The 25,324-nt window shown below is 44.7% G+C and carries 17 protein-coding genes; 10 read left to right on the top strand and 7 right to left on the bottom strand.

What is annotated here, in order from left to right:
• Positions 1 to 113: 113 nt before the first annotated feature.
• Positions 114 to 422: an isoamylase early set domain-containing protein gene (locus V7R42_RS10665; protein WP_334020195.1), complete on the bottom strand. Its 309-nt coding sequence runs from the start codon at positions 420 to 422 to the stop codon at positions 114 to 116.
• Between the two features lie 380 nt (positions 423 to 802).
• Between V7R42_RS10665 and V7R42_RS10660 the strand changes: the two genes are divergently transcribed.
• From V7R42_RS10660 to V7R42_RS10645, 4 genes are all read left to right on the top strand, one after another.
• On the top strand, positions 803 to 2,038 hold the full coding sequence (locus V7R42_RS10660) for an efflux RND transporter periplasmic adaptor subunit (RefSeq protein WP_334020194.1): 1,236 nt from the start codon (positions 803 to 805) through the stop codon (positions 2,036 to 2,038).
• Positions 2,035 to 5,169 (top strand): efflux RND transporter permease subunit, encoded by a 3,135-nt coding sequence (locus V7R42_RS10655; RefSeq protein WP_334020193.1) that lies wholly within the window; start codon positions 2,035 to 2,037, stop codon positions 5,167 to 5,169. Before V7R42_RS10660 ends, V7R42_RS10655 begins: the two co-directional genes overlap by 4 nt.
• A 47-nt stretch (positions 5,170 to 5,216) precedes the next feature.
• Positions 5,217 to 7,379 (top strand): prolyl oligopeptidase family serine peptidase, encoded by a 2,163-nt coding sequence (locus V7R42_RS10650; protein ID WP_334020192.1) that lies wholly within the window; start codon positions 5,217 to 5,219, stop codon positions 7,377 to 7,379.
• A gap of 153 nt (positions 7,380 to 7,532) precedes the next feature.
• Positions 7,533 to 7,889: a hypothetical protein gene (locus V7R42_RS10645; protein ID WP_334020191.1), complete on the top strand. Its 357-nt coding sequence runs from the start codon at positions 7,533 to 7,535 to the stop codon at positions 7,887 to 7,889.
• 90 nt (positions 7,890 to 7,979) lie between these two features.
• On the opposite strand, the gene V7R42_RS10640 is transcribed toward V7R42_RS10645, so the two are convergent.
• Both V7R42_RS10640 and V7R42_RS10635 read right to left on the bottom strand, forming a co-directional pair.
• Positions 7,980 to 10,277, bottom strand: coding sequence for a TonB-dependent receptor (locus V7R42_RS10640; protein ID WP_334020190.1), 2,298 nt, complete (start codon positions 10,275 to 10,277; stop codon positions 7,980 to 7,982).
• A gap of 258 nt (positions 10,278 to 10,535) precedes the next feature.
• The gene (locus V7R42_RS10635; RefSeq protein ID WP_334020188.1) at positions 10,536 to 11,525 is read right to left on the bottom strand and encodes a GlxA family transcriptional regulator; all 990 of its coding nucleotides are present in this window, start codon (positions 11,523 to 11,525) and stop codon (positions 10,536 to 10,538) included.
• Between the two features lie 142 nt (positions 11,526 to 11,667).
• Between V7R42_RS10635 and V7R42_RS10630 the strand changes: the two genes are divergently transcribed.
• The 4 genes from V7R42_RS10630 to V7R42_RS10615 all read left to right on the top strand — a co-directional run bounded on the left by V7R42_RS10630 (position 11,668) and on the right by V7R42_RS10615 (position 15,712).
• On the top strand, positions 11,668 to 13,470 hold the full coding sequence (locus V7R42_RS10630; protein WP_334020187.1) for an acyl-CoA dehydrogenase: 1,803 nt from the start codon (positions 11,668 to 11,670) through the stop codon (positions 13,468 to 13,470).
• A 77-nt stretch (positions 13,471 to 13,547) separates the two neighbouring features.
• Positions 13,548 to 14,315 (top strand): SDR family NAD(P)-dependent oxidoreductase, encoded by a 768-nt coding sequence (locus tag V7R42_RS10625; RefSeq protein WP_334020186.1) that lies wholly within the window; start codon positions 13,548 to 13,550, stop codon positions 14,313 to 14,315.
• Positions 14,316 to 14,466: 151 nt separating this feature from the next.
• On the top strand, positions 14,467 to 15,228 hold the full coding sequence (locus V7R42_RS10620; protein WP_334020185.1) for an SDR family oxidoreductase: 762 nt from the start codon (positions 14,467 to 14,469) through the stop codon (positions 15,226 to 15,228).
• 25 nt (positions 15,229 to 15,253) lie between these two features.
• On the top strand, positions 15,254 to 15,712 hold the full coding sequence (locus tag V7R42_RS10615; RefSeq protein WP_334020184.1) for a YaiI/YqxD family protein: 459 nt from the start codon (positions 15,254 to 15,256) through the stop codon (positions 15,710 to 15,712).
• Between the two features lie 64 nt (positions 15,713 to 15,776).
• Here V7R42_RS10615 and V7R42_RS10610 read toward each other — a convergent pair whose 3' ends face one another.
• The 3 genes from V7R42_RS10610 to V7R42_RS10600 form a co-directional block, all read right to left on the bottom strand.
• Entirely contained in the window at positions 15,777 to 17,942 is a 2,166-nt protein-coding gene (locus V7R42_RS10610; protein WP_334020182.1) for a S46 family peptidase, read from the bottom strand.
• Between the two features lie 287 nt (positions 17,943 to 18,229).
• Complete coding sequence (locus V7R42_RS10605) at positions 18,230 to 19,420, bottom strand: amino acid aminotransferase (RefSeq protein WP_334020181.1); 1,191 nt, start codon at positions 19,418 to 19,420, stop codon at positions 18,230 to 18,232.
• A 147-nt stretch (positions 19,421 to 19,567) separates the two neighbouring features.
• Positions 19,568 to 20,350 carry an NRDE family protein gene (locus V7R42_RS10600; RefSeq protein ID WP_334020179.1) on the bottom strand — a complete coding sequence of 261 codons (783 nt, stop codon included), beginning with the start codon at positions 20,348 to 20,350 and terminating at the stop codon, positions 19,568 to 19,570.
• Positions 20,351 to 20,559: 209 nt separating this feature from the next.
• On the opposite strand from V7R42_RS10600, the gene V7R42_RS10595 reads away from it, so the two are divergent.
• Positions 20,560 to 21,195 carry a 1-acyl-sn-glycerol-3-phosphate acyltransferase gene (locus tag V7R42_RS10595; protein ID WP_334020177.1) on the top strand — a complete coding sequence of 212 codons (636 nt, stop codon included), beginning with the start codon at positions 20,560 to 20,562 and terminating at the stop codon, positions 21,193 to 21,195.
• 97 nt (positions 21,196 to 21,292) lie between these two features.
• On the top strand, positions 21,293 to 22,534 hold the full coding sequence (locus V7R42_RS10590; protein ID WP_334020176.1) for a cystathionine gamma-synthase family protein: 1,242 nt from the start codon (positions 21,293 to 21,295) through the stop codon (positions 22,532 to 22,534).
• A 110-nt stretch (positions 22,535 to 22,644) separates the two neighbouring features.
• Here the strand turns inward: V7R42_RS10590 and V7R42_RS10585 are convergent, their stop codons facing one another.
• Positions 22,645 to 25,110 carry a CHRD domain-containing protein gene (locus tag V7R42_RS10585; protein WP_334020174.1) on the bottom strand — a complete coding sequence of 822 codons (2,466 nt, stop codon included), beginning with the start codon at positions 25,108 to 25,110 and terminating at the stop codon, positions 22,645 to 22,647.
• Between the last annotated feature and the right edge of the window lie 214 nt (positions 25,111 to 25,324).

Raw genomic sequence — 25,324 nt, 5'->3', positions numbered from 1 at the left:
TTAAGTCTTAACGTGTAAACGACAAAAGGCTGCATGTTTGCAGCCTTTTTTGTAGGGAATTGTTATATCGTACCCAGAGTTATTTTGGGTACTTTTTATATTGGAACAACAAACTAAACGCGTACAACAGAGTTGTCTTCTAAGCTCACCGGAGAGGGAATATAAGCATCGGCTTCCCAATCGTTTTCCCATTTCTCTCCATCAAGCAGGTAGCGGAACTGGTACTCGTGATCTTTCTCTAAATCTACCGTTAACGTGAAATCACCACTTTTCAGTTTTTTCATCGTTAGTGGCTGTGATTTCCAGTCAGTGAAGTCACCACACAACGCAGCTTCTTCGGCGTCTTGCGCCGCTTCCGCATTTAGTCGAAATGTCACTTTGCACAGAGGTTTTGATTTAAGGTATTGTTTCTTAAGACTCATAATGTGTTTTCCCTTCAACGTAGCGAAATTATTCCCGAGGCTACTTCGCATTAAAGACTAAGCTCGAATGACAGCCGCCGGTTAACTCACAACCAATGAGTGGTCAAATAATCAACGAAAATATGATAATTATCAATCTTACTTTGTATTCTTTTGATAATTTTTTATATTAGGGCCGCTGATTTTCATGTGTATTTTAAAAACAAATAACAGACACAAAATTTAACAATCTTAAGTGGGCACAATAACCACAAATCAGTACACTAGAGTTGAAACAATAATAATAGATTTTCGTGGGTTATCAGGTGATATGTGAAAGCGCAATAAATCGTTGCGTCCGTTTCACTCGCGTGGATTTCCTTCGTTCCTAGGGATAGTAAATGAAAAACTCCATCTTGATGAAAAGTGGCATTCCACTAATCATAGTTTTGGTCGCGTTTATCGCCGCTACAGTCATGATCAAATCACGTAAGCCACCAGAGCAAGTACCAGTAGAAATTCCGGCTTTTTTGGTTGAAGCGAAAGAAGCAACAGCAGAGGCCGTGAGCTTTATCGTAAAGTCTCAGGGTAATGTTGTTCCAAGAAATAAAACCTCGTTAAGCGCCCAAGTCAGTGGTCAAGTGGTAAGTTTGTCTGATGTGTTCATTGCAGGAGGAACGTTCAAAAAAGGCGATGTACTGGCGACACTTGAGCAAGATGATTATCGTACTGATCTTAAGCTTGCAGAGGCTGAATTAGCTCAAGCGCAAGCAGCGCTGCAGGAAGAAATAGCTCGCGGCAAAGTAGCAGAACAAGAATGGCGTTCGGTAAGTAGCGTTGCACCGCCCGAATTAGGTTTACGCAAGCCGCAACTGGCAAAAGAACAAGCAAACGTTAAAGCAGCAGAGGCCAAACTAGAGCGCGCGAAACGCAATTTGGCAAGAACCCAAATCACAGCCCCTTATAATGGTATTGTGGTTGAACGTAATATTGACTTGGGTCAGTTTGTATCAATGGGCGCAGTGCTTGGTACCGTTTACTCCACCGATACCGCAGAAGTCAGGCTACCTATTACTGACAGCGATTTAATGTTTATCAATATCGCCGGACAGTCCAATGACGGCGCTCCGGTTTCGTTAACGGCCTCTGTGGGCGGTGTGAAACGCACTTGGGAAGGTAAACTGGTACGTTCAGAAGGTATTTTAGATACGGGCAGCCGAGTAGTATATGCGATTGTGGAAGTACAAGATCCTTACAATCTAAAATCTTCACACAATGCCCCCCTGCGTTTTGGTCAGTTTGTAGAAGCAGAAATCACATCTCGTCAGAATGAAGAATTGGTGGTGTTGCCTCGTAGCATTTTGCGTTTAGACAATACCGTATTGACTGTTAACGACAATCGTGAGATTGAAATAAAGCCTGTTGAGGTTGCGCGCACAACTGCTAAAGAAGTGTTTATTCGTTCTGGTATTGAGCATGGAAGCCTGGTAGTGAGAAGTGCCGTACCAAACCCGTATAATGGCATGAAAGTTCGTCTACCAGGTGATGAGCCAGTGCTATCTGATGCCGCTGAATCGGATGCTAGCGGAGATACCGATAAATTAGAGAGCACGTCCACCGAAGGTGATAGCGAATGAGCCGCATTGATACCAATAAAGGGCTTATTGCCTGGTTCGCGCGTAACAGCGTAGCTGCAAACCTTCTGATGTGGTTGCTTGTGGTTGGCGGATTATTTGGTGCCTTCAGTATTCAGAAGCAAGTATTTCCCAATTTCGAGATAGACGTTATCAATGTTCGCGTGCCATATTTGGGCGCTGCGCCTCAGGAAGTAGAAGAGGGCGTACTGCTTAAAATTGAGGAGTCCATTAAGGACTTAGAGGGCATCAAGCAGCTTAATTCCACAGCCGTTGAAGGTATGGGTACGGTAAGTATTCAGGTGGAAGAAGACTATGATGTTCAATCTTTACTTGATGAAGTAAAAGTACAAGTTGACGCCATTCCGAGCTTCCCCGCAGACACTGAAAAGCCCGTTATTTATCGTCAAAAAATACAACAAGACGTAATTTGGCTCTCGGTTTACGGTGATGCATCTGAAAGAGAGTTAAAAGAGTTTGCTAAAGACTTGCGCGACGACATTGCTAATCTGCCCGGTATTTCAAGTGTCCAAGTTGTTGGGGCAAGGGACTATGAGATTTCTGTTGAGCTTTCGGAAGTCGACTTGCAAAAATACAACCTTACATTCGCCGATGTCGTTGCGCGTTTAAGTCAAACCAGCGTCGATTTACCCGGCGGCTCAATTCGCACTGAAAATGGCGATATTTTGCTTAGAACGAAAGGGCAAGCCTACACTGGCTGGGATTTTTCGCAGATTGTATTAGTAACAAACGGAAACGGCACGCGTGTGACATTAGGCGATGTGGCATATATCAACGATGGTTTTATTGAAAATAACCAATATGCGCTATTCGACGATAAACCCGCTGTTAGTTTGCGCGTACGTGCGGTAGGCGATCAAAACGCATTAGAAATCTCTGAGCAAGTTAATACCTATATTGAGAGTCAGAAATCGGAATTCCCAGCGCATATCACAGCTGATACGTGGGGCGACAGTTCGTTCTACTTAGCGGACCGGCTCAACATGATGCTGGAAAACATGTTCTTCGGAGCGCTGCTGGTTTTCTTGGTACTTTCTTTGTTTTTAAAAATTAAGCTCGCGTTTTGGGTCATTGTGGGCTTGCCGGTTTGTTTTCTTGGCACCTTGCTAGTTATGCCGCTAGATATTATTGGTGTGTCTATCAACATGCTTAGCCTGTTCGCGTTTATTCTTGTGCTGGGTATTGTGGTTGATGACGCCATCATCATGGGGGAGTCGGCGTATTCTGAAATAGACAAAAAGGGCCATAGCGCTGAAAACGTTATAGTGGGCGTCAAAAAGGTGGCCATGCCCGCGACATTTGGCGTTTTGACAACCATTGCCGCATTCTCGCCAATGCTTATGGTATCTGGGCCGTTCGGCATTATTTGGAAAACCATCGGTATGGTGGTTATCGTATGCCTTATTTTCTCGCTCATTGAGTCCAAACTAATATTGCCGGCTCACTTGGTACACATGAAGCTTAAGCCATACGATCCCGAAAAAGCGAACAGATTTCAAAAGTTTCGAGATTTTTTCAGCGAAGGTATTAAGACGTTTATAAACAATAAATACGCGCCATTTTTGGCTAAAGCAGTTCGAAATCGCTACACCACGGTTGCTGTGTTTATGGCTATGCTGATCCTTACAGTAGGTTTGTTCGGTGGTGGTATTGTGCGTTTTGTATTTTTCCCGAATATTCCTAGCGATTTTATGATTGCAAGTTTCGAGCTTGAGCCAGGCTCATCGCTTGAACAGCGTGATAATGTTCTTACTACGCTTCGCGAGGCCATGCACCGCATGGACGACAAAGTAGCTGAAGAGTCAGGTGAAAATGTTATAAAACACGCCATTGCCTTTGATAACGGCAATCTTGGGGGCGAGATTTTCGCAGAGCTTACCAAAGGCGAAACGCGTACGCTGACAGACTTCGAGATTCAAGATATGTGGCGCGAAGAGTTACCAGAAATCCCGGGGGTTAAGTCGTTTAATATAAGCTCTCCGGGTGGCCCTGGTGGTGGTTCCGATCTTAGCTTTGAATTCAGTTCGAGTGATATAAAAGCACTGCGTGCAATTAGCGACGAACTGAAAGAAGCCTTGGATAAATACGAAGGTGTTACCGACATCAATGACACCTTCTCAGGCGGTAGCGAAGAAATTCAGCTAGCACTCAAGCCACAGGCCGATGCGTTAGGCATTTCTTTGCGTGATTTGGGTCAGCAGGTTCGCTTTGGTTTCTATGGCGCGGAAGTACAGCGTATTCAGCGTGACGATGAAGAAATTAAAGTGATGGTACGTTATCCAAAGACAGAACGTAGCTCTATTGAACACCTTGAAAACATGCGTATACGCGCGCCCAATGGTCAGGAAATACCGTTTGAGCAAGTGGCGACGTTCACGGTAGGTCAGGGCTTTGATTCAATCCTTCGTGTCGACGGTAAACGCTCGGTAACCGTAACTGGTGCAGTGGATAAAGCGTTGCTTGACCCGTCAGAAGTAACCAACGATGTGATTGAAAATCTGATGCCGGATCTACTTGCGCGTTATCCTAATGTGGATTTCCAGCTTCAAGGAAACTCAAAGGAACAGGCTGACGCTATGATTAGCCTTATGCAGGGACTTCTATTTGCACTCTTTGCCATTTACACCTTGCTTGCTATTCCGCTTAAATCTTACAGCCAGCCCTTCATTATCATGTCGGTTATTCCGTTTGGTATTGTGGGGGCCATTGTTGGGCATTTGGTATTAGGCATGGCGGTAAGCGTACTTTCTATCTGCGGTATAATTGCGTTGTCTGGGGTGGTAGTTAACGACAGCTTGATCATGGTGGATTTCGTTAACCGGGCACGCAAAGAAGGCATGTCGCTCATGGACGCTGCAATCAGTGCCGGTACACAGCGTTTCAGAGCAATCATACTTACCTCATTAACAACCTTTATGGGGCTGATGCCGATTGTTTTTGAGCGCAGTTTACAGGCTCAGGTTGTGATCCCTATGGCTATCTCATTGGCCTTTGGTATCTTATTTGCCACAGTGATCACCTTGCTGCTTGTCCCAGCACTATACCTCATTCTAAATGACATTAAGGGCGTGTTTAGAGGTCGAAAACACGCACAAATTACGACAGAAAGCTAAATAGAAAATGCCGGTTAAGACCGGCATTTTTCGTTTGAGGAATAAAAATGAAGAAAAATCTAATATACGCTGTCATAGTAGCAGCCTCTGCAGGCCTAACCTTGGCCTGCACAACCTCTTACACCGCGAATACCGCTTCGGTAAAAAGTGAAACCAAAAACATTACTATGCCGAAAGTGCCTGGTTATCCAGAAACCAGAACTGTAGCGCAACAGGATGACTATCATGGTACTGTGGTTAGCGACCCATACCGCTGGCTAGAGGAAGAAAAGAGCGAAGAGGTAAGCGCGTGGGTTGAGTCTCAAAACAACCTTGCTCGCCCTTATCTGGCAAAATTGCCCTCTAGAGAGCGATACAAAGAACGTTTAACGGCGTTGTGGGATTACGAAAAATATTCAACACCCTATATGGTAAACGGCAAGCTGTTTTACTCTTATAACGACGGCTTACAGAATCAATACGTGCTTTATATGGCTGATGGCGTTAACGGTGAGCCTGAAGTTCTGATTGACCCAAATACCCTGAGTGAAGATGGCACCGTGTCTATGGCGTCAACAGAACTAAGTCCTAAAGCCTCGTATTTAGCCTATATGCTATCTGATGGAGGCACCGACTGGAAAACCATTCACATTCGCAACACCAGCAGCAAGTCGGATTTAACGGATACCATCAAAGGTATTAAGTTTACGAATATTGCGTGGCTGCCTGATGAGAGCGGCTTTTTCTATTCCCGTTACCCTAAAAATAAAGCAGGTAAGTATGATGACAGCCAAACCGTATCTATCTATTTTCACGCAATAGGTACAGCACAGAGTGAAGACAAAAAAGTTTTCGCGTTTGACAATAAAGCCACATGGAACCCTTATCCTTCGGTTGTTCAAGATGGCAAAACACTGCTCATTTCTGTGTTCGAGGGATATCAGGCGAATGGTGTTTATGCTAAATCGCTGGTAAATGATAACAGTGAGCTCGTTCCGGTTTTCGACAAATGGGATGGCCGTTACGACCTAATTGGCGAGCATGACGACGAGTTATTTTTCACATCTACAGCAAATGCCCCTACAGGTAAGGTTATTAAGGTTGATTTCGATGGTGGCGTTAAAGCAACGGAAACCGTAATTGAAAGTACATCTGATACCTTGTCGAGCGTTTCACTATTGGGTGAAAAACTTTTTGCTCAGTATCTAAAAGATGTAAAAGGGCAGGTAAGTGTATTTGATATAAACGGCGAAAAAATAGATGAAATTGCGTTTACTGATATTGGAAGTGTAAGCGGGTTTTACGGAAGCAAAAATGCCGATACAACGTTCTATAAACTTACGGGATTCACAAATCCTGGCCAAGTATTTGCGTACGACGTAAAAAGCGGCGAGTCATCATTATTTAAATCCATCGATACAGGTGTTAATTATGATGATTACGAAACAAAGCAAATTTTTTACACCAGTAAAGATGGAACAAAAGTTCCGATGTTTATCGTGCATAAAAAAGGCTTGAAGTTAGATGGAAATAATAAAACGTTACTGTACGGGTATGGTGGTTTTAATATTTCACTGCTGCCCCGCTATTCAGTATCACGCATGGTATGGGTAGAGCAGGGCAATGTACTGGCCATAGCTAACTTACGTGGTGGTGGTGAGTATGGGCAACGATGGCACAAGGCTGGGACTAAGTTAGATAAGCAAAACGTATTTGATGACTTTATCGCAGCGGGCGAGTATTTGGTTGAAAGTGGCTACACCACGCCTGATAAAATGGGTATTCAAGGTGGCTCGAATGGCGGTTTGCTTGTTGGTGCGACCTTAACACAGCGCCCGGATCTCTTCTCTGCTGCCTTACCTGCAGTCGGCGTGTTAGATATGCTTCGCTATCACACACCTAGTGCAAATGCGCGAGCATGGTCCTCTGATTATGGGTTAAGTGAAAACAAAGACGAATTTGAAGCGCTTTATGCTTATTCGCCACTTCACAACACCAAGCCGGGCACGTGCTTCCCAGCTACATTAGTCACTACAGGTGATCACGACGACCGTGTTGTGCCGTGGCACAGCTATAAATTTGCAGCCCAACTACAGGCTGACCAAAGCTGCGATAACCCAATTCTACTTCGTGTTGAAACTCGAGCTGGTCACGGTGCGGGTACGCCAACGTGGATGCAAATAGAAGGGTATGCCGACCAGTGGGCCTTTTTGGAATCCGCTCTCGACTAGCGCATATATACTGCTATTAAATAGAAGCCGCTTTAAAAAGCGGCTTTTTTGTTTGCATTTTAAACAAATGGACATATACTGTATAAATATCAGTATGGTTTATTTTGAGTCTTATCTTGGTTCGCTAAAAAGCGCAACGTTTAGGAGATAGTTATGCAAACAGGCATTAAAGCGGTCGACGAGCTTATTTCTAAACACGGTATTATGGCAGAGTTAGGTTCAGACTCGTTTCAGCGCCGCAGTCGTTTAACTGGTGGCGACGAGCGCGCAAACGGGTTGCCTTTCTGTATGTATCAAAAAGTCGCACATGCCCCTTTGTCCCATCAATTCACGGTACATCACTTTTATATGCCAGGTAATAAGGGGAAGTTAGCGAGCTTTTTGTTTAACGAAAAAGGTCAGTTAATTGAGCAGGTTTATTATCAAAAGGTGGCGCGCTGGGTGCAGGTGTGTAGAAAGCTACAGCAGCTAGTGCAAATGCCTAGTTCTGATATTCATATGGCGGCGTAAAAGACATAAAAAAAGCGGTGCCGTTTTTTAACGCCACCGCTTTTCATCAATAATGTAGCTACTGTAAATAAAGTCGCTACTTATCCTTGCTTAATAGTAAGTGTACTTGAACTCAACACCCCAAACGCGCGGCTCATTTACGATACCTGTCAGGTTGTTGAAGTCGATTGCACCTTTAACATTGTCTTCATCAGTAATGTTACGACCAAATAGCGCTACTGTGTAGTTGTGCGCGAAGTTTTCGTAACCAATACGTAGACCGCCTTCAAAGTTGTCGTCAGTAGTGAACTCAACCGCTTCGTATAGGAAGATGTTTGTTTCACCTTGGAACGCCCAATCAGTAAATACGAAGAACTCGCCATCATCACCCATAGGAATGGTGTAGCGTGCTGTGAAGTTAAAGATAGACTCTGGCGCCTGTGGGAATGGGTTACCATCGATAGAAGCCACGAAGCCGTCTGGACGAGGATCAGTTACTGTACAGTTACCTGTAGAACCAAAGTCAGGGTTAGTACCACACGGAGAAACAGTCAATGAATCATCTTTAATCTCAGTGTGGTTGTAGCTGTAACCCGCTGTAAATGTAAGCTCATCAGTCGCTAGCCATTGCGCGTCTACTTCAAAACCGTAAGCTTCGCCTTTGTCAGCATTTACAAGGGCAGTAAAGTTGTTGCCACCACCAATTGCTGAGAACTGCATGTCATCTACTGTGTAATAGAATGCTGCAGCGTTTAGGCGAAGTGAGTCATCGAATAAGTCCGACTTAATACCAAGTTCAAATGAGTTGATCGTTTCAGCGTCTGCAACTGAAGGCGAGCCTTCAAATGCAACGTCACGAGCTTGAATTGTTTGAGCACGGAAGCCGTTAGCGTAGCGAGCAAAAACAGACATATCATCAGTAACGCGATAGTTTGCGCTTAATTCAAAGCTAGTTTGACCGTCGTCTACATCAATGTCGTCATAGTCCTGAATCTCGCACTCCATAATCCCATCGTTGTTGAAATCTAGTGTTAAACAATCACCATTTGTATTTTGTTCGCCAACAATTAGACTTTTTGAGTCGTGAGTGTAGCGAATACCTGCGGTAACGTTTAGCTTTTCGTTTATTTGATAAGATGTCTGACCGAAAACCGCCCACGTTTGGTTTTCATGGAAAACTGTGGTTGCACCAAACAAGCCATCGATGCTGGTAACGTTAAATGAAGCATCGTAGTAGAAAGCACCTAGCTGCCAGTTCAGAGCATCAGTAGTGTTGCTAGCTAATCTAAACTCTTGCGTGTATTGCTCTAGATCGTCCAAGTTATCTTGCGTTACCGCAGAGAAAGGAATAAAGCCAGGGCCTGATGTACCGTCGGCAAGATTAAAGCCACCATCAACGTCGCCTAGGCTCGAACCGTCAGCTGTTTCAATTGCTGATATTGACGTAAAGGTAACCTCATCCATGTCGTACTCTAGTTTAAGTGAAGCACCAAAACCGTCGTACTCTTGTGGGTTGTTATCAATTCCGTCGCCTTGTAGATCGCCATCGTAGTATACGGTTTCACGATCGTAGTTTGCGTTAAGTTCATTACTGCCTTTGTCGAAGACATTTGCGCGGAAAATAGAGGCTGTACCTTCAAGTTCACGACCGTGAACGTTTAGTAGGGCAGAGAAGTCAGCTGATGGCTCCCAAAGAAGCTGTAGACGATAGGCTTTTTCGTCGTAGCCACCAATTGCATCGTTTTCGCCTGTAAAGGCATTATCAATGTAGTCGTCGCGTTCTTGTGATAGCAATGATAAACGCGCAGAAAGCTCATCAGTAAGGCCGCCGCTAATGGCGCCTTCAAAATTCATAGTACCGTAAGAGCCAAAGCCAGCTTTCGCATATCCTTCAACATCTTGTGTAGGCTTTACGGTATCAAATTTAATGATACCCGCTGTGGTGTTTCGACCGAAAAGAGTACCTTGTGGACCGCGAAGCACCTCAACTTGTTGTACGTCGAAAAGCGGGAAGCTTTTCAGTACCACATTCTCCATTACCACTTCGTCCATGATAATAGAAACAGGCTGTGATGCAGCTAAGTCGAAATCGGTGTTACCTAAACCACGAATGTAGAAGCGAGGCGCAACACGACCATTAGATGACTCGGCGTAAAGACCAGGTACACGAACAGCTAAAGCAAGGATATCCTCACCGCCAGAGAAAAGGCTTTCGAATTTTTCACCGCTTAGAGTCGCTACAGAAATAGGCACTTCCTGAATTGACTGGGTGCGCTTTTGCGCAGTTACGGTAATTTGTTCAAGTGAGGCTTCTTTTTTTTCTGTCGTTGCGGCCTCTTGTGCAAGAACTGAAGAGCTGAACGCAGCACTAACGGCAAGCGCTAGTGAGGCAATTTTGTGTGTTCTCATGTTTTCACCAAGATGATTTTAAATTTATACTTTTGTAGTGTTTTAGCACAAAAATTTACAATCTATGCTTGGCGCTGCATTTTACACAAACTTTACGATAAAAACTTCATATTTGTGCAAAACAAGGTTGCTTTTACCGCAAATGCACCATATTGGTTACATTTATATGTCGAAAAGCACTCTGTGAGCGGGAGTGGTACAAATTATCCTTTGCAGCGACAATTTTTGGTGCGTTTACCTTTATGTATGTTCTAAACATCAACTTCTTTTGAATTTTGTTCTATATTGAGAGGGGGACAACCCCGTAGTTTTTTTAAAAAGCCGAGTAAAAGAGCTTAGATCTTCGTACCCCACAGCACCGATCAAGCGCTCAAGAGGCATACTGGAGGTTTCCAAAAGTTTTCTGGCGTGTTCAATACGTAACGATTGTAAATACTGACCAGGCGTGGTGTCGCATGCATTCTTGAAACGTCGAATTAGCGTGCGTTCTGTCATATTGTGCCGCACTGCTAGGTCATGCAGCGTACATTTGCTTTGTAAGTTTCTTTCTAGAAACGACTGTACCGCTTTAATATCCTTGTCTGAGTGAAACTGTCGATGACGACTACTTGCGTATACAGTTTGGTTCGTCCTAGATACATCCAACACATGGGATTTTGCCGTATCGCTGGCTATCTGGTGCCCGCAGTATCGTTCAATTAAAAGTATCGATAAGTCAATCCATGCCATACCCCCGCCCGCGCAGAAAACCGTATCGTCTTCCGTTACCATTTTCTCTGATTGCAAATTAACGTACGGAAATTGGGTTTTGAACTTATCAGCATACCCCCAGTGAGTGGTAGCCGTCTTATTGTTTAATAACCCAGTTTGCGCTAGTAAAAAAGTTCCTGTGCAGTTGGCAGCAATATCCGCCCCTATTTTCTTTAGGCGCTTTATGTGAACCAATAATGACTGCGTGTCATTCATGACTTCATCAATGTCACCGCCAATTGTGGGAATTAACAATACATCGGTGTGAGACACATCTTCAATTGCGATATTCGGCTGTAGCAAAACTTGATTCGAACAGAGAATGGGCTGGCCGTGATAACTCGCAAGCTGCACTTTGAACTGAGGGCTAGTAGGTAAGCCGTGAATACGCTGCCAACTGATGCCAGCAAACGCAAATACGTCAAGCGCCCCAGTAATGGCAGACGCTAAGGCTTGATTAAAGCCGAGCACGGTTACCGTAAATTTAGTGTCATTCATAAAGATAATTCAGTTTATAAAAGCTAATAAGCTTCAGTGATTATTGGCAGTATTAGCCATTATTGTGTCATAAATGACAATGATGGCACGATAACGAATATGACACAATGCATTAACAATCATTCGTAGAGGACAGGACACCATGGCCGATCAACTCATACCACGCCGTGAAATGCAGTTTCAACTGTACGAGGTATTAAACACGGCAGCACTGTGTGAAAACAAACGCTTTGAAGAGCACAATGTAGAAACCTTCAATGCCGTCATTGATATGGCTGAAAAAATGGCAGAAGAGTTATTTCTTCCTCATAACGCAGTGGCTGATAAAAATGAGCCTACTTTTGATGGTACCAAAGTATCAATGATCGACGATGTAAAAGTCGCCTTCGATACATACAGGGAATCGGGCTTTATCGCGGGGCATTTCGATTTTGAAGACGGCGGCATGCAGCTTCCAGTAACCGTGATGAATGCCTGTGCGGGCTATTTCTTAGCGGCAAACCCGTCGTCTACTGCATATCCGTTTCTAACAGCGGCGGCTGCGAATGTAATTAAGCATTTTGCCTCAGATGATATCAAAAGTGCGTTTCTGTCAAAAATGCTAGCGGGCGATTTTACCGGAACAATGGCGCTTACCGAGCCGCATGCTGGCTCCTCACTTGCTGATATTCGCACGTCAGCGAGGCTGCAAGATGATGGTACATATCGCATAAAAGGCAGCAAAATTTATATCTCAGGCGGTGAGCATGAGCTTTCTGACAATATTGTTCATTTGGTACTTGCAAAAATTCCAGGTGGCCCAGCGGGCGTAAAAGGTATTTCCTTATTTGCCGTGCCTAAATATCGACTAAACACTGATGGCAATCCAGATGTACGCAACGACGTAACGCTTGCAGGCCTTATTCACAAAATGGGTTATCGCGGTACCACTTCAACCGCACTTACGTTTGGCGAAAATGGTGATTGTCATGGGTATCTAATTGGCGAACCACATCAAGGTTTGCGCTACATGTTCATGATGATGAACGAAGCGCGCATTGGTGTGGGCTACGGCGCAGCCATGATAGGGTATCGCGGTTATCGCTATTCATTGGAATATGCAAAAGATCGTACCCAAGGCCGCGCTGCACCTAATTTAGCACCCGAAGACGATCCGACGCCTATTATTAATCATGGCGATGTACGACGTATGCTGCTAGCGCAAAAAGCGTATTGTGAAGGCGGTATGTCACTTTGCTTATACGGCAGTATGCTCATCGATGAGATGGAAACGGAAACTGACAGTGAAAAGCGTACCGAGCTTTCCCAACTGCTAGATTTATTAACACCGGTGTTTAAAGCATGGCCTTCGGAGTTTGGCCCTAAAGCCAACGATTTGGCGATTCAAATTCTGGGTGGAGCAGGCTACACCCGTGAATATCCTGTTGAGCAGTGCTGGCGAGATAACCGCTTAAACCCGATACACGAGGGTACGAATGGTATTCAGGCGTTAGACCTGCTAGGAAGAAAGTTGTGGCAGCACGACGGTAAAGGTTTACAAGTTTTACTAGCGCGAGTAACAAGCGACATGAAACGCGCAGAAACGCCAAGAGCAAAGACGCTGGCTGTAAAATTAAAACCTTACTTAGACCAGCTTGGCGTTTTAATTCAGCAAGCAGCAGCAGATCTACGCTCTGATAAACAGTCCGTATTGCTCACCAACGCAAGCTGCTTCTTAAATATATTTTCTAGCTGCGTAGTGAGCTGGATTTGGCTACGACAAGCAAACGTTGCCGAGCAAGCAATAAGTAACGGTGCTGGCGAACAGGACGTTGATTTCTACGAAGGTAAATTGGCTGCAGCAGAGTACTTTTTAAATTGGGAATTGCCACTTGTAAGCCGTGATATTGAGGTACTGTCTTCGCGTGAGGCGACATGTAACAACGTAAAAGCGAGTTATTTCTAATCGTTCAAAACAATCAGAATGCGCAGCGGCCTCTATTTAAACGCACTGCGCTTGTTAACTAAATTGGAGTACAGCTAATGAATGTAGCTGCAAATGTTGAAGGCAAGCATATTCTTATTACTGGCGGTGGATCAGGTATCGGCGCTGCATCGGCTCGCGTATTAAGCGCACGTGGTGCAATAGTCGGAATTGCCGATTTAAATGAAGATAACGCAAATGCATTGGCTAAAGAAATCATTGAAGCTGGTGGTAAAGCCTATGCAGTGACTGTTGACGTTACCGAACCTGCTCAGGTCAAAGCAATGTTTGACACGGCGATTTCTCATCTTGAGAAAATTGACGTGATCATAAATAACGCAGGTATCGATCATTTTCCCGCGCCACTTACCGAAGTCGATGACGCCATGTTTATGAAAAACATTCAGGTTAACTTAGCAGGCGTATGGTACTGCATGAAAAACGCGCTGAAGCATATGACGGCAACAGGTGGCGGCCACATTATCAATATTGCCTCTGTAGCTGGGTTGCGTTCAGCGCCTATGATAAGTGCTTATAGTGCGTCGAAACACGGGGTAATTGGGTTGACTAAATCGGCAGCGGTGGAGTACGCCAGGGCGAATATTCGCATAAACGCTGTTTGTCCCAGTTTTGTAGACACCCCTATGGTACAAGGCGTGTTATCAAAGTTAGATGAACGAGGCCAAAAAGGGCTAATCAGTGCGAACCCAATGAAGCGTTTGGGTAAACCCGAAGAGATAGCTAATGCTATAGCGTGGTTATGTAGTGACGAATCGTCATTTATGACAGGGCAGTCAGTCGTGCTTGACGGCGGAATGTTGGCATAATCGCCAAGTCCGATTTAGATAGACGAAAGGCTGTAGATAATTATATTTTTGTGATGCCTTTAAAAGCCTTGGTACAAGACAAATGCAGCTATCGTAGAAAGGACACTAGGCTACGTAGTTTGTGTAAAGACAGCAAGAGAAGGAATGTTTAATGAACAATTTATTTGATTTAACAGGAAAAGTGGCACTGGTTACAGGTGCTAGCCGCGGCATCGGTGAGTCTATTGCCCGTTTGCTTGCTCAGTATGGTGCGCACGTTATCGTATCAAGCCGCAAAATTGACGGCTGTGAAGCGGTTGCTACTTCAATTCGCGACGCGGGCGGGCAGGCGACGGCGCTAGCGTGTCATGTGGGTGAAATGGAACAAATTACAGAAGCATTTGATGTAATTAAGCGCGATTTCGGCAAGCTGGACATTCTTGTGAACAATGCGGCGGCTAACCCCTATTTCGGACACATCTTAGATACTGATCTAGGCGCTTACAACAAAACTGTAGACGTAAATATTCGTGGTTATTTCTTCATGTCGATTGAAGCTGGCAAAATGATGAAAGAGCAGGGTGGTGGCGTTATACTTAATACAGCTTCTGTTAACGGCGTAACGCCGGGCGATATGCAGGGTATATACTCTATTACCAAAGCGGCAGTTATCAGCATGACTAAGTCGTTTGCGAAAGAGTGCGGTAGCTTAAACATTCGCGTAAACGCATTGTTGCCGGGGTTGACCGATACGAAATTTGCCTCAGCGTTAACGACCAACGAGCAAATCTTGAAACACGCGCTTAAAGTTATTCCATTGGGTCGCGTCGCTGACCCAGATGAAATGGCGGGCACGGTACTGTATTTAGTTTCAGATGCATCAAGCTACACCACAGGCACGACAGTGGTGGTAGATGGTGGTATGCTAGCGTAATTAGTTTCAGTTACGAGATACTACCATGCATATATGGGTTGACGCCGACGCGTGCCCTGCAGTGATCAAAGACATTCTTTTTAAGGCAGCTAGACGTACAAAGCTGCCTTTGTCTTTGGTGGCCAACCATTCCATGTCTGTTCCACCAGACAAGCACATAACCTTAACGCAAGTACCGTCAGGCTTTGATGCTGCTGATGACTATATAGTAGAGAAGTGTGAAGCTGGTGACTTGGTCATTACCAACGACATTCCGTTAGCCGCCGATGTACTGGCAAAAAATGCGCTAGCGCTAAATAACCGTGGTGAAGAATACGACAAATCGTCTATTAAGCAGATACTGGGAATGCGAGATTTCATGGAAGCTATGCGTTCGAGCGGCGAACACACAGGCGGTCCAAAGGCCTTCTCCCAGCGCGACAAACAAAACTTCGCCAACGCACTAGACCGACTCCTCACCCAAGGCCTCCGCAACTTAAAATAAAATAATGGGGTCAGAGTACATTAAATACTGAAAAAAGTACTCTGACCCCATTATTGGGATGTTGCTATTTAACTATGGTCATTTCTTCAATCAGGTTCGTTGCACCGTCAACGTATTCCATTACCCATAACATGTAGCGCGTATCTACGTGAATAGTACGGGTGGTTTTCGGATCGAAATCCCAGTCAGAATTAACGCTTTCGAACGTACCGTCAAACAACAAACCGATTAGCTCTGCATTTGCGTTAAGTGTTGCTGAGCCCGAGTTACCGCCTGTCGAATCTAAATCCGTTAGAAAGTTTACCGGCACGCTGTTAATAGCATCTAGCTTGTAAGGTCCGTATTGCTTGTCTTCAATAAGCTCAAGCTGCTTTTTCGGTGAATCAAACGGTGTTTCGCCGGTATCTTTTTCGGTAATGCCTTCAAGACGGGTAAAGGGTTCGTAAATTAAACCATCTTTTGGCGAACCACCCATTACGTTACCGTAAGTCACACGAAGCGTACTGTTAGCGTCTGGGTAAGCAAGGCCGCCCAAAGATTTTTGCCATTCGATGATCGCACTCATGTATTTTGGGCGAAGCGCAGCAGCTTTACCGCTAAGCGTTTTGCTTTTATCTTCGATGGCCATTTCAGTATCGAAAAGTGCAACTGCAAGTTTGATGAACGGGTCGTTGCTGCTCTCAAAGTCAGCGCGGCTTGCAGTTAACCATTTTAAGCGCTCTTCTGTACTGCTCAATGACGTGTTGTCATAAAACGCTTTTAACCTTTTTTGAAGTGTTTTGCTGTCAGTATTACCGTCAATGCCGACAGCTTTGTCAAACGCTGCAACGCGGTTTTCTTCAGGCTGCTTTAGATACATGCTGATCATTTTTTGCCAAACTGCCAGATCGACAGTCGGGTCAAAGCGGCGTTCAATTCGCTCTACGCCTTCTTTAAGACGAATTTGATCACGCTCCTGAAATCCAGACTCACGCTCGGCGTCTGGCTTCTCTCTTTCAATTGCATTGCGATAAAGGGTTTGGGCAGAAGATAAGAGCTGAGCACGACTTAGGTTGTTGTACCAGAAGTTTTGCTTGTTCATCTGCATTTGTTCAGCACTAACTGCATCAAGGTCAGCAAGGGCTTTTTTCAGCTTACCCTTATTATTCTTATCAAGCCAAGCCGCTAGTTGCTCTTCACGCTCAGCACGACGTGGAACCAGTCCAACTCGCTTAGCGCCAGAAAGCTGACCCAAGGTGTTTTTGTGGAAGTTGTTTAAACCCGCTAATAATGCTTCGTATTTAATACGCGCATCACTGCCTTCTTCAGATGCACTTTCAATTGTTTTTATCCACGCATCTACTAGCTCAAGGTAGGTTGGATATAACCAATCGAACGTGTATGAAACTTGTGATAAACGTGCATAGCGATTTGTAGAGCCAGGATAGCCCGCTGCCATCACAAAATCACCGTCTTCAAGTCCAGCTGCCGAAACTTTTAAGAAATGATCAGGTTTAAACGGCACGTTCTCTTCACTGTAATCAGCGGGTTTACCGTCTTTACCTACGTAAGCACGATAGAAAGAGAAATCTCCCGTGTGACGAGGCCACATCCAGTTATCGATGTCACCGCCGTATTTGCCGATAGAGTCAGCAGGTGCATAGGCAATACGCACGTCACGGATTTCCATTTGCTTAATAAGTTTGTATTCAAGACCCTGGAAAAATGAAGGTACAGAGCAGCGGAAGCCTGCTTCAGATTCACATTCTGCAATGAGTGCTTTGCGGTTTGCTTCAATTAAGTCGTAGCGCTCGCGTCCTTGAACATCATCACTGATACCGCCAATAACTTTGTCGGTTACATCAGAAAAATCGACAGTCACGAACATGCGCGTACCCGGCGCGGCGGGCAGTTCATCCCCCATTGTTTTTGCTAAAAAGCCATCTTTTAAATAGTTATTTTCTGGGGTGCTGTTGTATTGAACAGAGCCACGTGCACAGTGGTGATTAGTAACAGCTAAGCCTTCGTCAGAGACAAACGACGCTGAACACCCACCAAGAGAAACAATAGCGCCCATAGGGAAAGCGGTTAAATCGTTAATGCTGCTTGCAGGAATTTTCAAGCCAGTCTCTTTCAAATCGCCAGCAATTGAAGGGAGCTGTTCTGGCGTGAACATACCTTCCTTAGCATTTACCTGCATAGCACTGCCGAGCAATGCGGCAGAAATACAAAATACACTTACTCTAGACATCAGTGATCCTTGTTCTTTTCGTTAATCTGATTGTTTTTGGACAGGTTTAATAAATACAAAGTTAACGCCTACGTCAACATTGTTATAGTGTAACGATACTCTTCTATAAACCCTAAGAAAATACATATAGAGAAGGGCATAAATTTGTTAGGAAGTGTGACTAACTGCCGCCGAAAGCAGAGAAAGGGCGTTTGTCGTACAAACAGGGAAGGCTAGCAATTCGAATGAAACAAAAAAGCAGAGTATAAAACTCTGCTTTTTGGGTTTAAGAAATCGTTATCTATCGCTTAAAGCACTGATACCAATGCTTTAGCGAGTGTTTCCACGTTTTCTTGGTTAATACCCGCAATGTTCACGCGGCTTGAGTCAACAAAATACACACTGTGCTTTTCACGCACTTCGCGCACTTGCTCTGGAGTGATACACAAGAACGAGAACATGCCTTTTTGGTCGTTTACGAAGCTAAAGTCTTTAGGCGAACCATTATTGTGAAGGTTTTGAACTAGCATTGCACGTAGAGACTTCATGCGGTCGCGCATGTCGTTCACTTCAGAGACCCACTCATTGTTCAATGCTTCGTCAGCAAGAATGATGTCTACTAAGGCACCACCGTAGCTTGGCGGCATAGAGTAAATGCCACGCGCGATAGACTGAATTTGACCTTGCGCAATGTTACGGGTTGCTGAATCTTCAGTGATAATAGCGGCTAAACCAACACGTTCGCGGTAAAGACCAAAGTTTTTAGAACAAGACGCTGCAACGATAACCTCTGGCAAGTTCTCTACCAACAAACGCATGCCGTAGGCGTCTTCTTTCAAACCTTCACCAAAACCTAGGTAAGCCACGTCAATGAAAGGCAAGAATTCGCGCTCTTTCGCGACTTCTAGTACTTCATCCCACTGTGCATTGGTAAGGTCGGCACCCGTCGGGTTGTGACAGCAACCGTGTAGAAGAACGATATCGCCTTTTTCAGTTTTGCGAAGGGTTTCCATCATAGCGTCAAAGCGAATGCTTGCTGACGCTTTATCGAAGTAAGGGTAAGTTTCAATTTTAAGTCCAGCAGAGCCGATAAGCGGAACGTGGTTAGCCCACGTTGGGTCGCTTACCCATACTTTTGCGTTGTCGTTACAACGGGCAAGCAATTCTGAAAGGATGCGTAGTGCACCGCATCCACCTGGTGCTTGAACCGCTGCAACGCGGTCTGCTAAAAGAACAGGGCTACTCTTACCTAAAAGCAAAGACAACATACCGTCGATAAAACCTTGGTTGCCCTGAGGCGTGATATAGGTTTTGCTAGTTTCTGTGTCCAAAAGCACTTTTTGCGCTTTTGCGACACTAGAAAGAATAGGGGTATTACCTTGCTCATCTTTATATACGCCAACACCTAAATCGATTTTGTTTGGGTTGGTGTCTTCACGAAAAGCAGCTGACAGGCCAAGAATTGGATCTGGGGCGAGATGGGGTAATACTTCAAACACGATATGTCCTCACGTTACGTTGGTGTGCAATAGTTAGCAGGCAGGCATTATGCCACCGATGGTAGAAAAAACGACCCCTAAAGGTTGAAAATATTTCAATTAATCTGCTTTTTAGAGCGTAAACGAAAGTTTCATTCTAAAAATACGCTAAATTGAAAAAGAAAAGGCACGGGTTTCCATTGCTTCTCCTTTTTCTGAGAACCGGCGCTCCTTCCAAGTGAGCGTATTGTTTCTATCAACCAACAGCAAAGTAGACGTGCGCGTGCCGTATTTTTCGGTTTGAATGAAAATGGAAGATAACGCTTTTTCCCATTCATAACCTATGCCCGTGTCAGGTAGTAGGGCATCTTTTGCTTTGTTGTCGTGGCGCAAAATATCAAATAAATCGTCATCATTGATTGTGCTTTGCTGCTGCACATAATCATTGAGCGCGGTAGCGCCTTGCGTTACTTTTGGCCACGGCGTGGCAATATCCGCATTGGACAACCCAAACACACCAGTAGCTATTGTGTGGGTCGAATTGTTTACGTTGTTGTAAACCTGAAGCGCATTTACATTACCAAATAGTAAGTTATACCCGTTGAACTGGTGACGCGTATTTTCAAGCGTCGCAAGATATGCAGATTGGTTGGCATACTCTTTTGAGGCCGCGTTTTGCTTCAGCCAGTTGGCGACCAATTCACCCCGCGATACCGCATTGCTGTTAATGTTGTGTGGGTCTCTTACATTCGTAAGTGCCGCAATACTTCCGTTACGTGTAACGCCCATCCAGGTGCCGTTAGCTTCTAAATCCTGCCCAGCAAGTAAGTGCGGGTGGTTTTCCCAGAATGTTGAAGGCGCAGTTGGTCTTGCATAAAACTCGTCCCGATTTGCTGCGATAATAAGCGGGTAGTCGTCTCGCATGTTGTTTGCGATAAATAAAATACACATAACTACTATAGTAACCTCTTATCTGGGTTATCCGTTAATTGACACATGCATATTTTTGTTAACAATTGCGTTACATATGTAATTTGATTACTCTTCGCAAAAAACATGCGTCGCCTAATGTTGTGCTCCTGTTATTAATATGCGGATTGGCATTATCCGATAAAACAGAAGCAAAACTATCTACATGTAATGAATAGAGCATAATAATAATGACAAAACTATCATCTTCCAGTACACATTCTCAATTGGCAAATAATGTAAAAGTTGGGGCAAATATCCCTCGTAAGTGGCCCAACTGGTTATCATCGTTTGCAGCGTGGGTACTTGCAAAAAGAGGTTGGCGCGTAAAAGGTGAACTTATCAACCAGAAGAAAGCCATTTTAGCGGTAGCACCGCATACATCAAACTGGGACTTTTTTATCGGCTTATTCGTGGTTTTTTCATTCAAGCTAAACATTAATTTTTTCGGTAAGCACACCATTTTTACACCGCCTTTAGGTGCTATTGTGAAAAGACTAGGGGGCATTCCCATCGAGAGAAGCAAAGCGCATGGCGTGGTAACGTCTATAGCGAATAATATAAAAGAAGCAGACCAATTGATCCTTGCGTTAGCACCAGAGGGGACACGTAGCCCTATCTATCCTTGGAAAACAGGGTTTATGCACATTGCACAAGAGACCGAAATTCCTATACAAGTCATTGGGTTGGACTATGATAGGAAGGTCATTGAACTGGGGCCAATTATTCAGAAAGTGACTAACATAGATGAACAAATGCAAACTATTTATACGTTTTATGATAATGTTTGCGCAAAATATCCTAAAAACTGCATAACAAAGCCATAATCATTTCTATTGAAGTGGTAAGTACGCAACCGTAACAATTCAGGGTACTGGTACGCACTTGGCTAGGTCGCAACCATCTATTTTCGGAGCTTCACCCGTGACAAAATTGGGATTCACAACCCGTCAGGTACATTCTGATCGCATGCTAAACACTCCAGAATATGGCGGTGTCCACAGCAGTACGTCTAATTCAGTTCTTTTTGAGTTTAAAGATGCTCAGGGCATTATCGATGCGTTTCAAGGTAAACGAGCTGCCCATGTCTATTCTCGCTCATCTTCGCCTTCTGTAGCGGCCCTTCAAAATATGCTTAATGATCTAGAAGGCGGTATAGGCACCTTGTGTTACTCAACCGGTATGGCGGCGATAAGCAGTTCGTTGTTTGCGTTGTTAAAAGCAGGCGACCATTTAATTGTGAGTCAATATCTATTTGGCAATACACGAAGCTTCTTTGAAACGATTAAAGATTTTGGTGTGCAGGTTACCTACACAGATGTGACCGACATTCAGCAAGTCAAAGAAGCTTACCAGCCAAATACCAAAGGCGTTTACACCGAAACCGTAGCCAATCCTGTGACTCAGGTTGCAGACCTTCATGCCATCGGTCAATTCTGTGAAGAGAAGCACATGCTATTTATGGTTGATAATACCATGACGCCGCCGCCTGTTTTCTATGCGAAAGACGTTAACGCGTCGTTGGTGTTTTGCTCGCTGACAAAATATATTGCGGGTCACGGGAATGTATTAGGCGGCGCAGTAGTCGATACAGGCAACTTCGACTGGACAAGGTTCGACAACCTAAAACCAGCTTATCAGGTTGCAGACACAGCACAGTGGGGCATTACGCAAATCAAGAAGAAAGGCCTTCGTGATTTAGGTGCTACATTGGCGCCGCAGTCAGCAACGGCTATCGCGTTAGGTATGGAAACTCTAGATCTGCGTCTATCTCGAAGCCAGCACAATGCGATGCAGCTAGCAACTTTCCTAGATAACCACCCGAAAGTCTCTAAAGTGTTTTATCCCGGGCTTGCCGACCACCCTCAGCATTTTATGGCACGGGAACATCTCAACGGTGGCTATGGTGCAATTTTGAGTTTTGATCTCATGGACGGCGCTGATCCTGTGGCGTTTTTAAACGAAATGCAGCTGGTTATTTGTGCAACGCATTTAGGTGATAATCGTACGCTCGCGCTACCTGTTGCCCCTACCATTTATTTCGAGAATACGGCAGAAGAACGTGAGCTTATGGGTATTTCCGATACCATGTTACGTATTTCAGTAGGTATTGAAGATACACAGGATCTAATTGCAGATTTTGAAGCTGCACTGAATACCATTTAAGCAATATATTTTTGGGGTTAAAAATATGAGAAAGGGGCTAGAGCCCCTTCCTTTTTTTGGATTATTTGAGTTCCATTGCGTATGAAGCTCAATGAACTTGACGTAGTGTGTTAATCAAAACCTAGCGTGATTTGACCACGAATTTCACCACTCGGGAATGCATCTGAGTGGAAGTTTGTGTAAAGACCTTCGTCAGCCATCACATCCATTTGTTCAGCTGTTAACGTTGTATTAGCTGGCACTGACCACATACCTCCGGTACCAGCAGTGAGCCCTAATAACACGCCACCGTTTACACCGGCTTCACCCTCGTGAATATGGGCCATGTTGGCAGTCATACCAATAATAGTCACGCTTCCTGACAACGCACCTGTGGTTGTGTTTAGCGTAAATGCACCAGCACCGCTTGCTGTTGTAGTTGTAGCCGGAACTTCTTGCATGCCGTTGGCAGTGATGCCGTACACTTCAATGTTATCAGGTGTGATTTGGCCGCGAATTTCACCTCCAGTATTAGCCGCTGTATGCACATTCACATAATGACCGCCTGAAAGTAATTGTGTAGCCGTGGCTTCATCTAGTTCAATACTACCGTCTGTCGTCCAAACACCAGCAGTACTTTCACTCTCCATCAGTGCTACAAGGACATCACCATTTTCACCCGCAAACCCAGTGTGAATGTGCGCCATAGTTGCATTTTCAATAGTGGTTACCGCCACAAGAGAAACGTTATTGTTGGTTGTATCGAAAAGGGCATAGCCAGAGCCCATTGCCATAGTATCTACAGCTGGTACTTCTTGACTGCCACTTAGCGAGAATGTGACTACCGCTGTTGTGTCAGGAACAATTTGGCCACGCACTTCGCCACTTGGATTGGCTGTGGTATGCACGTTTAAATACCACTCACCGTTGGTCAGAGCGTCTAAGTTGCTAGGTGAAATGTTTGTTTCAGCAAGAACATAAGTACCATTACCAGCGTCAGTCAGTGGGAAAGCAACTGGGCCGTTCATACCAATGCCGCCATCGTGTACGTGTACACCAGTAACGTCGGTTAGGCCTGAAACATCAACGCTTACGCTAAACGCAGGCAAGTCTTCGTCAATTTCAACCACTGCAGTTGCAGTAGACATGGTGTCAACAGCAGGTACCTCTTGTGAGCCGCTTAAGCTTACGTTGTAAGTCATATCAGCGTTGAAAGCGGGTGGAGGAGGAGCTAGTCCATCAAGCAATGCTAGTTGAGGTAGGTCGCCGTCCATTGCGCCATCTAGTGCAATAGCAGTGTAAATCTCACCATTTTCCAGTGAAAGTACACCTGTTTCGATTGCGGCTGTTTTGGTACCAGTAGGCGTAACCGTCACTACATAGTCACCTTCAGCCAGACTAACATAACCGGTTTCAACAAGGTCGCCAGTTTCATAAGCGATATCGGCAAAAGCTGGGTCTACCGCGTCAATTTCACCATCTGTAGTTACGTAAATGTCGACGTTACCTGCTGAAGGTGAAGCATGTACAATGCGCACTTTCGCTTCAGTTGCGACAGAGCGTGGCATATCGACAAGCACATCAAGTTCTGGCGCGGCTAACACATTGTTGGCAATAGCGGTGTAAGACATACCCACGTCTAGCGTCAACTCTGCATCGTCAACTGCCACAACACTGCTGTCGCTATCGGCTACAACATCAATTAAGTAATCACCTGCAGCAACAGACAGGTAATCGGTGGTGCGTGGGAACTGTATTCCGTCCACCAGTACTATTTCGTTGTTTGCTACAACATCAACCGCTGGTGCGTCGCTGATCCCATGCACCACGCGGATAGCAGCACCTGCTTCTGCATCCCAAATTTTGAAACTGCTGTCACCGTCTGCAGCCAAAAGTGTTACCGGTGAGTCACCAGTACCCACATTATTAGTTGCGGCAATAAGCAAATCAGCACCGTCCGCAAGGTTTACCGTACCAGAGTCGTATACAACCGCTGTCTCACCTGCCGGTGTAATACGGATTTGATAATCGCCTGCAGGGACTTGAATCAAATCTGTTGCGTCAGTAAATTCAGCAGTAACAATCGGCTGCTCCGCAGTAATATCTGTGTCTGGTGCAGTAACATAAATATCAACCATAGGTGCCATTGATGCTGCATGCACAATCTGTACTTGAGCATTACCAGCGTCAACTGCGGTTTCCATGCTGGTCACAGTCAAAAGCGATAAGGTTTCATCGCCAACATTACCTACGGCAAAAATATCGTAGTTCATGTCAGCTTCTAAAGTAACGTCAGCTTGCAGCACTTCAGCGTTTCCACCTGGAAGAATACCTGTAACACCAATATCGTACGTACCAGTCTCAACTTCGAAACGCGATGAAGCGACTTGATAATCAACACCTTCAAGATTATTGAGTATGGCGTCGTTAGCAGTAATGTTTACCATTGGTGCATCGGATGCTGCGTGAACAACTCGAACGTTTGCGTATTCTGGGGTAGGAGTGGGCTCTTGTACAACATCGTCGTCGTCATCCGAGCAGCCAATTAAAAATAGTGGTAATATTGAACATGCAAGGAGCGCTATGGTCCTTTTCATATTTTGTTTCCTCTTAGTTGTGTTGTGGCAAACTCGATTACGCTAGGTAATTATGGGAAGATCATCCTCCTTGCAACATTAACGTAATGTAATGTTTTCAATAGTTTTACAATTATTCTTCTCTTCGGTAGTTTGTTCGATAAAATAGAACAAAGGCTTCATATTTTTAATATTTTCATCCAATCCTATTGTCGTAATATAGGTATACATTATC

Source organism: Alteromonas sp. S015 (assembly GCF_036864485.1).
Classification (GTDB): domain Bacteria; phylum Pseudomonadota; class Gammaproteobacteria; order Enterobacterales; family Alteromonadaceae; genus Alteromonas.
The sequence above is the reverse complement of the archived record's forward strand: the minus strand, read 5'-3'. Positions and strand labels throughout refer to the sequence as shown.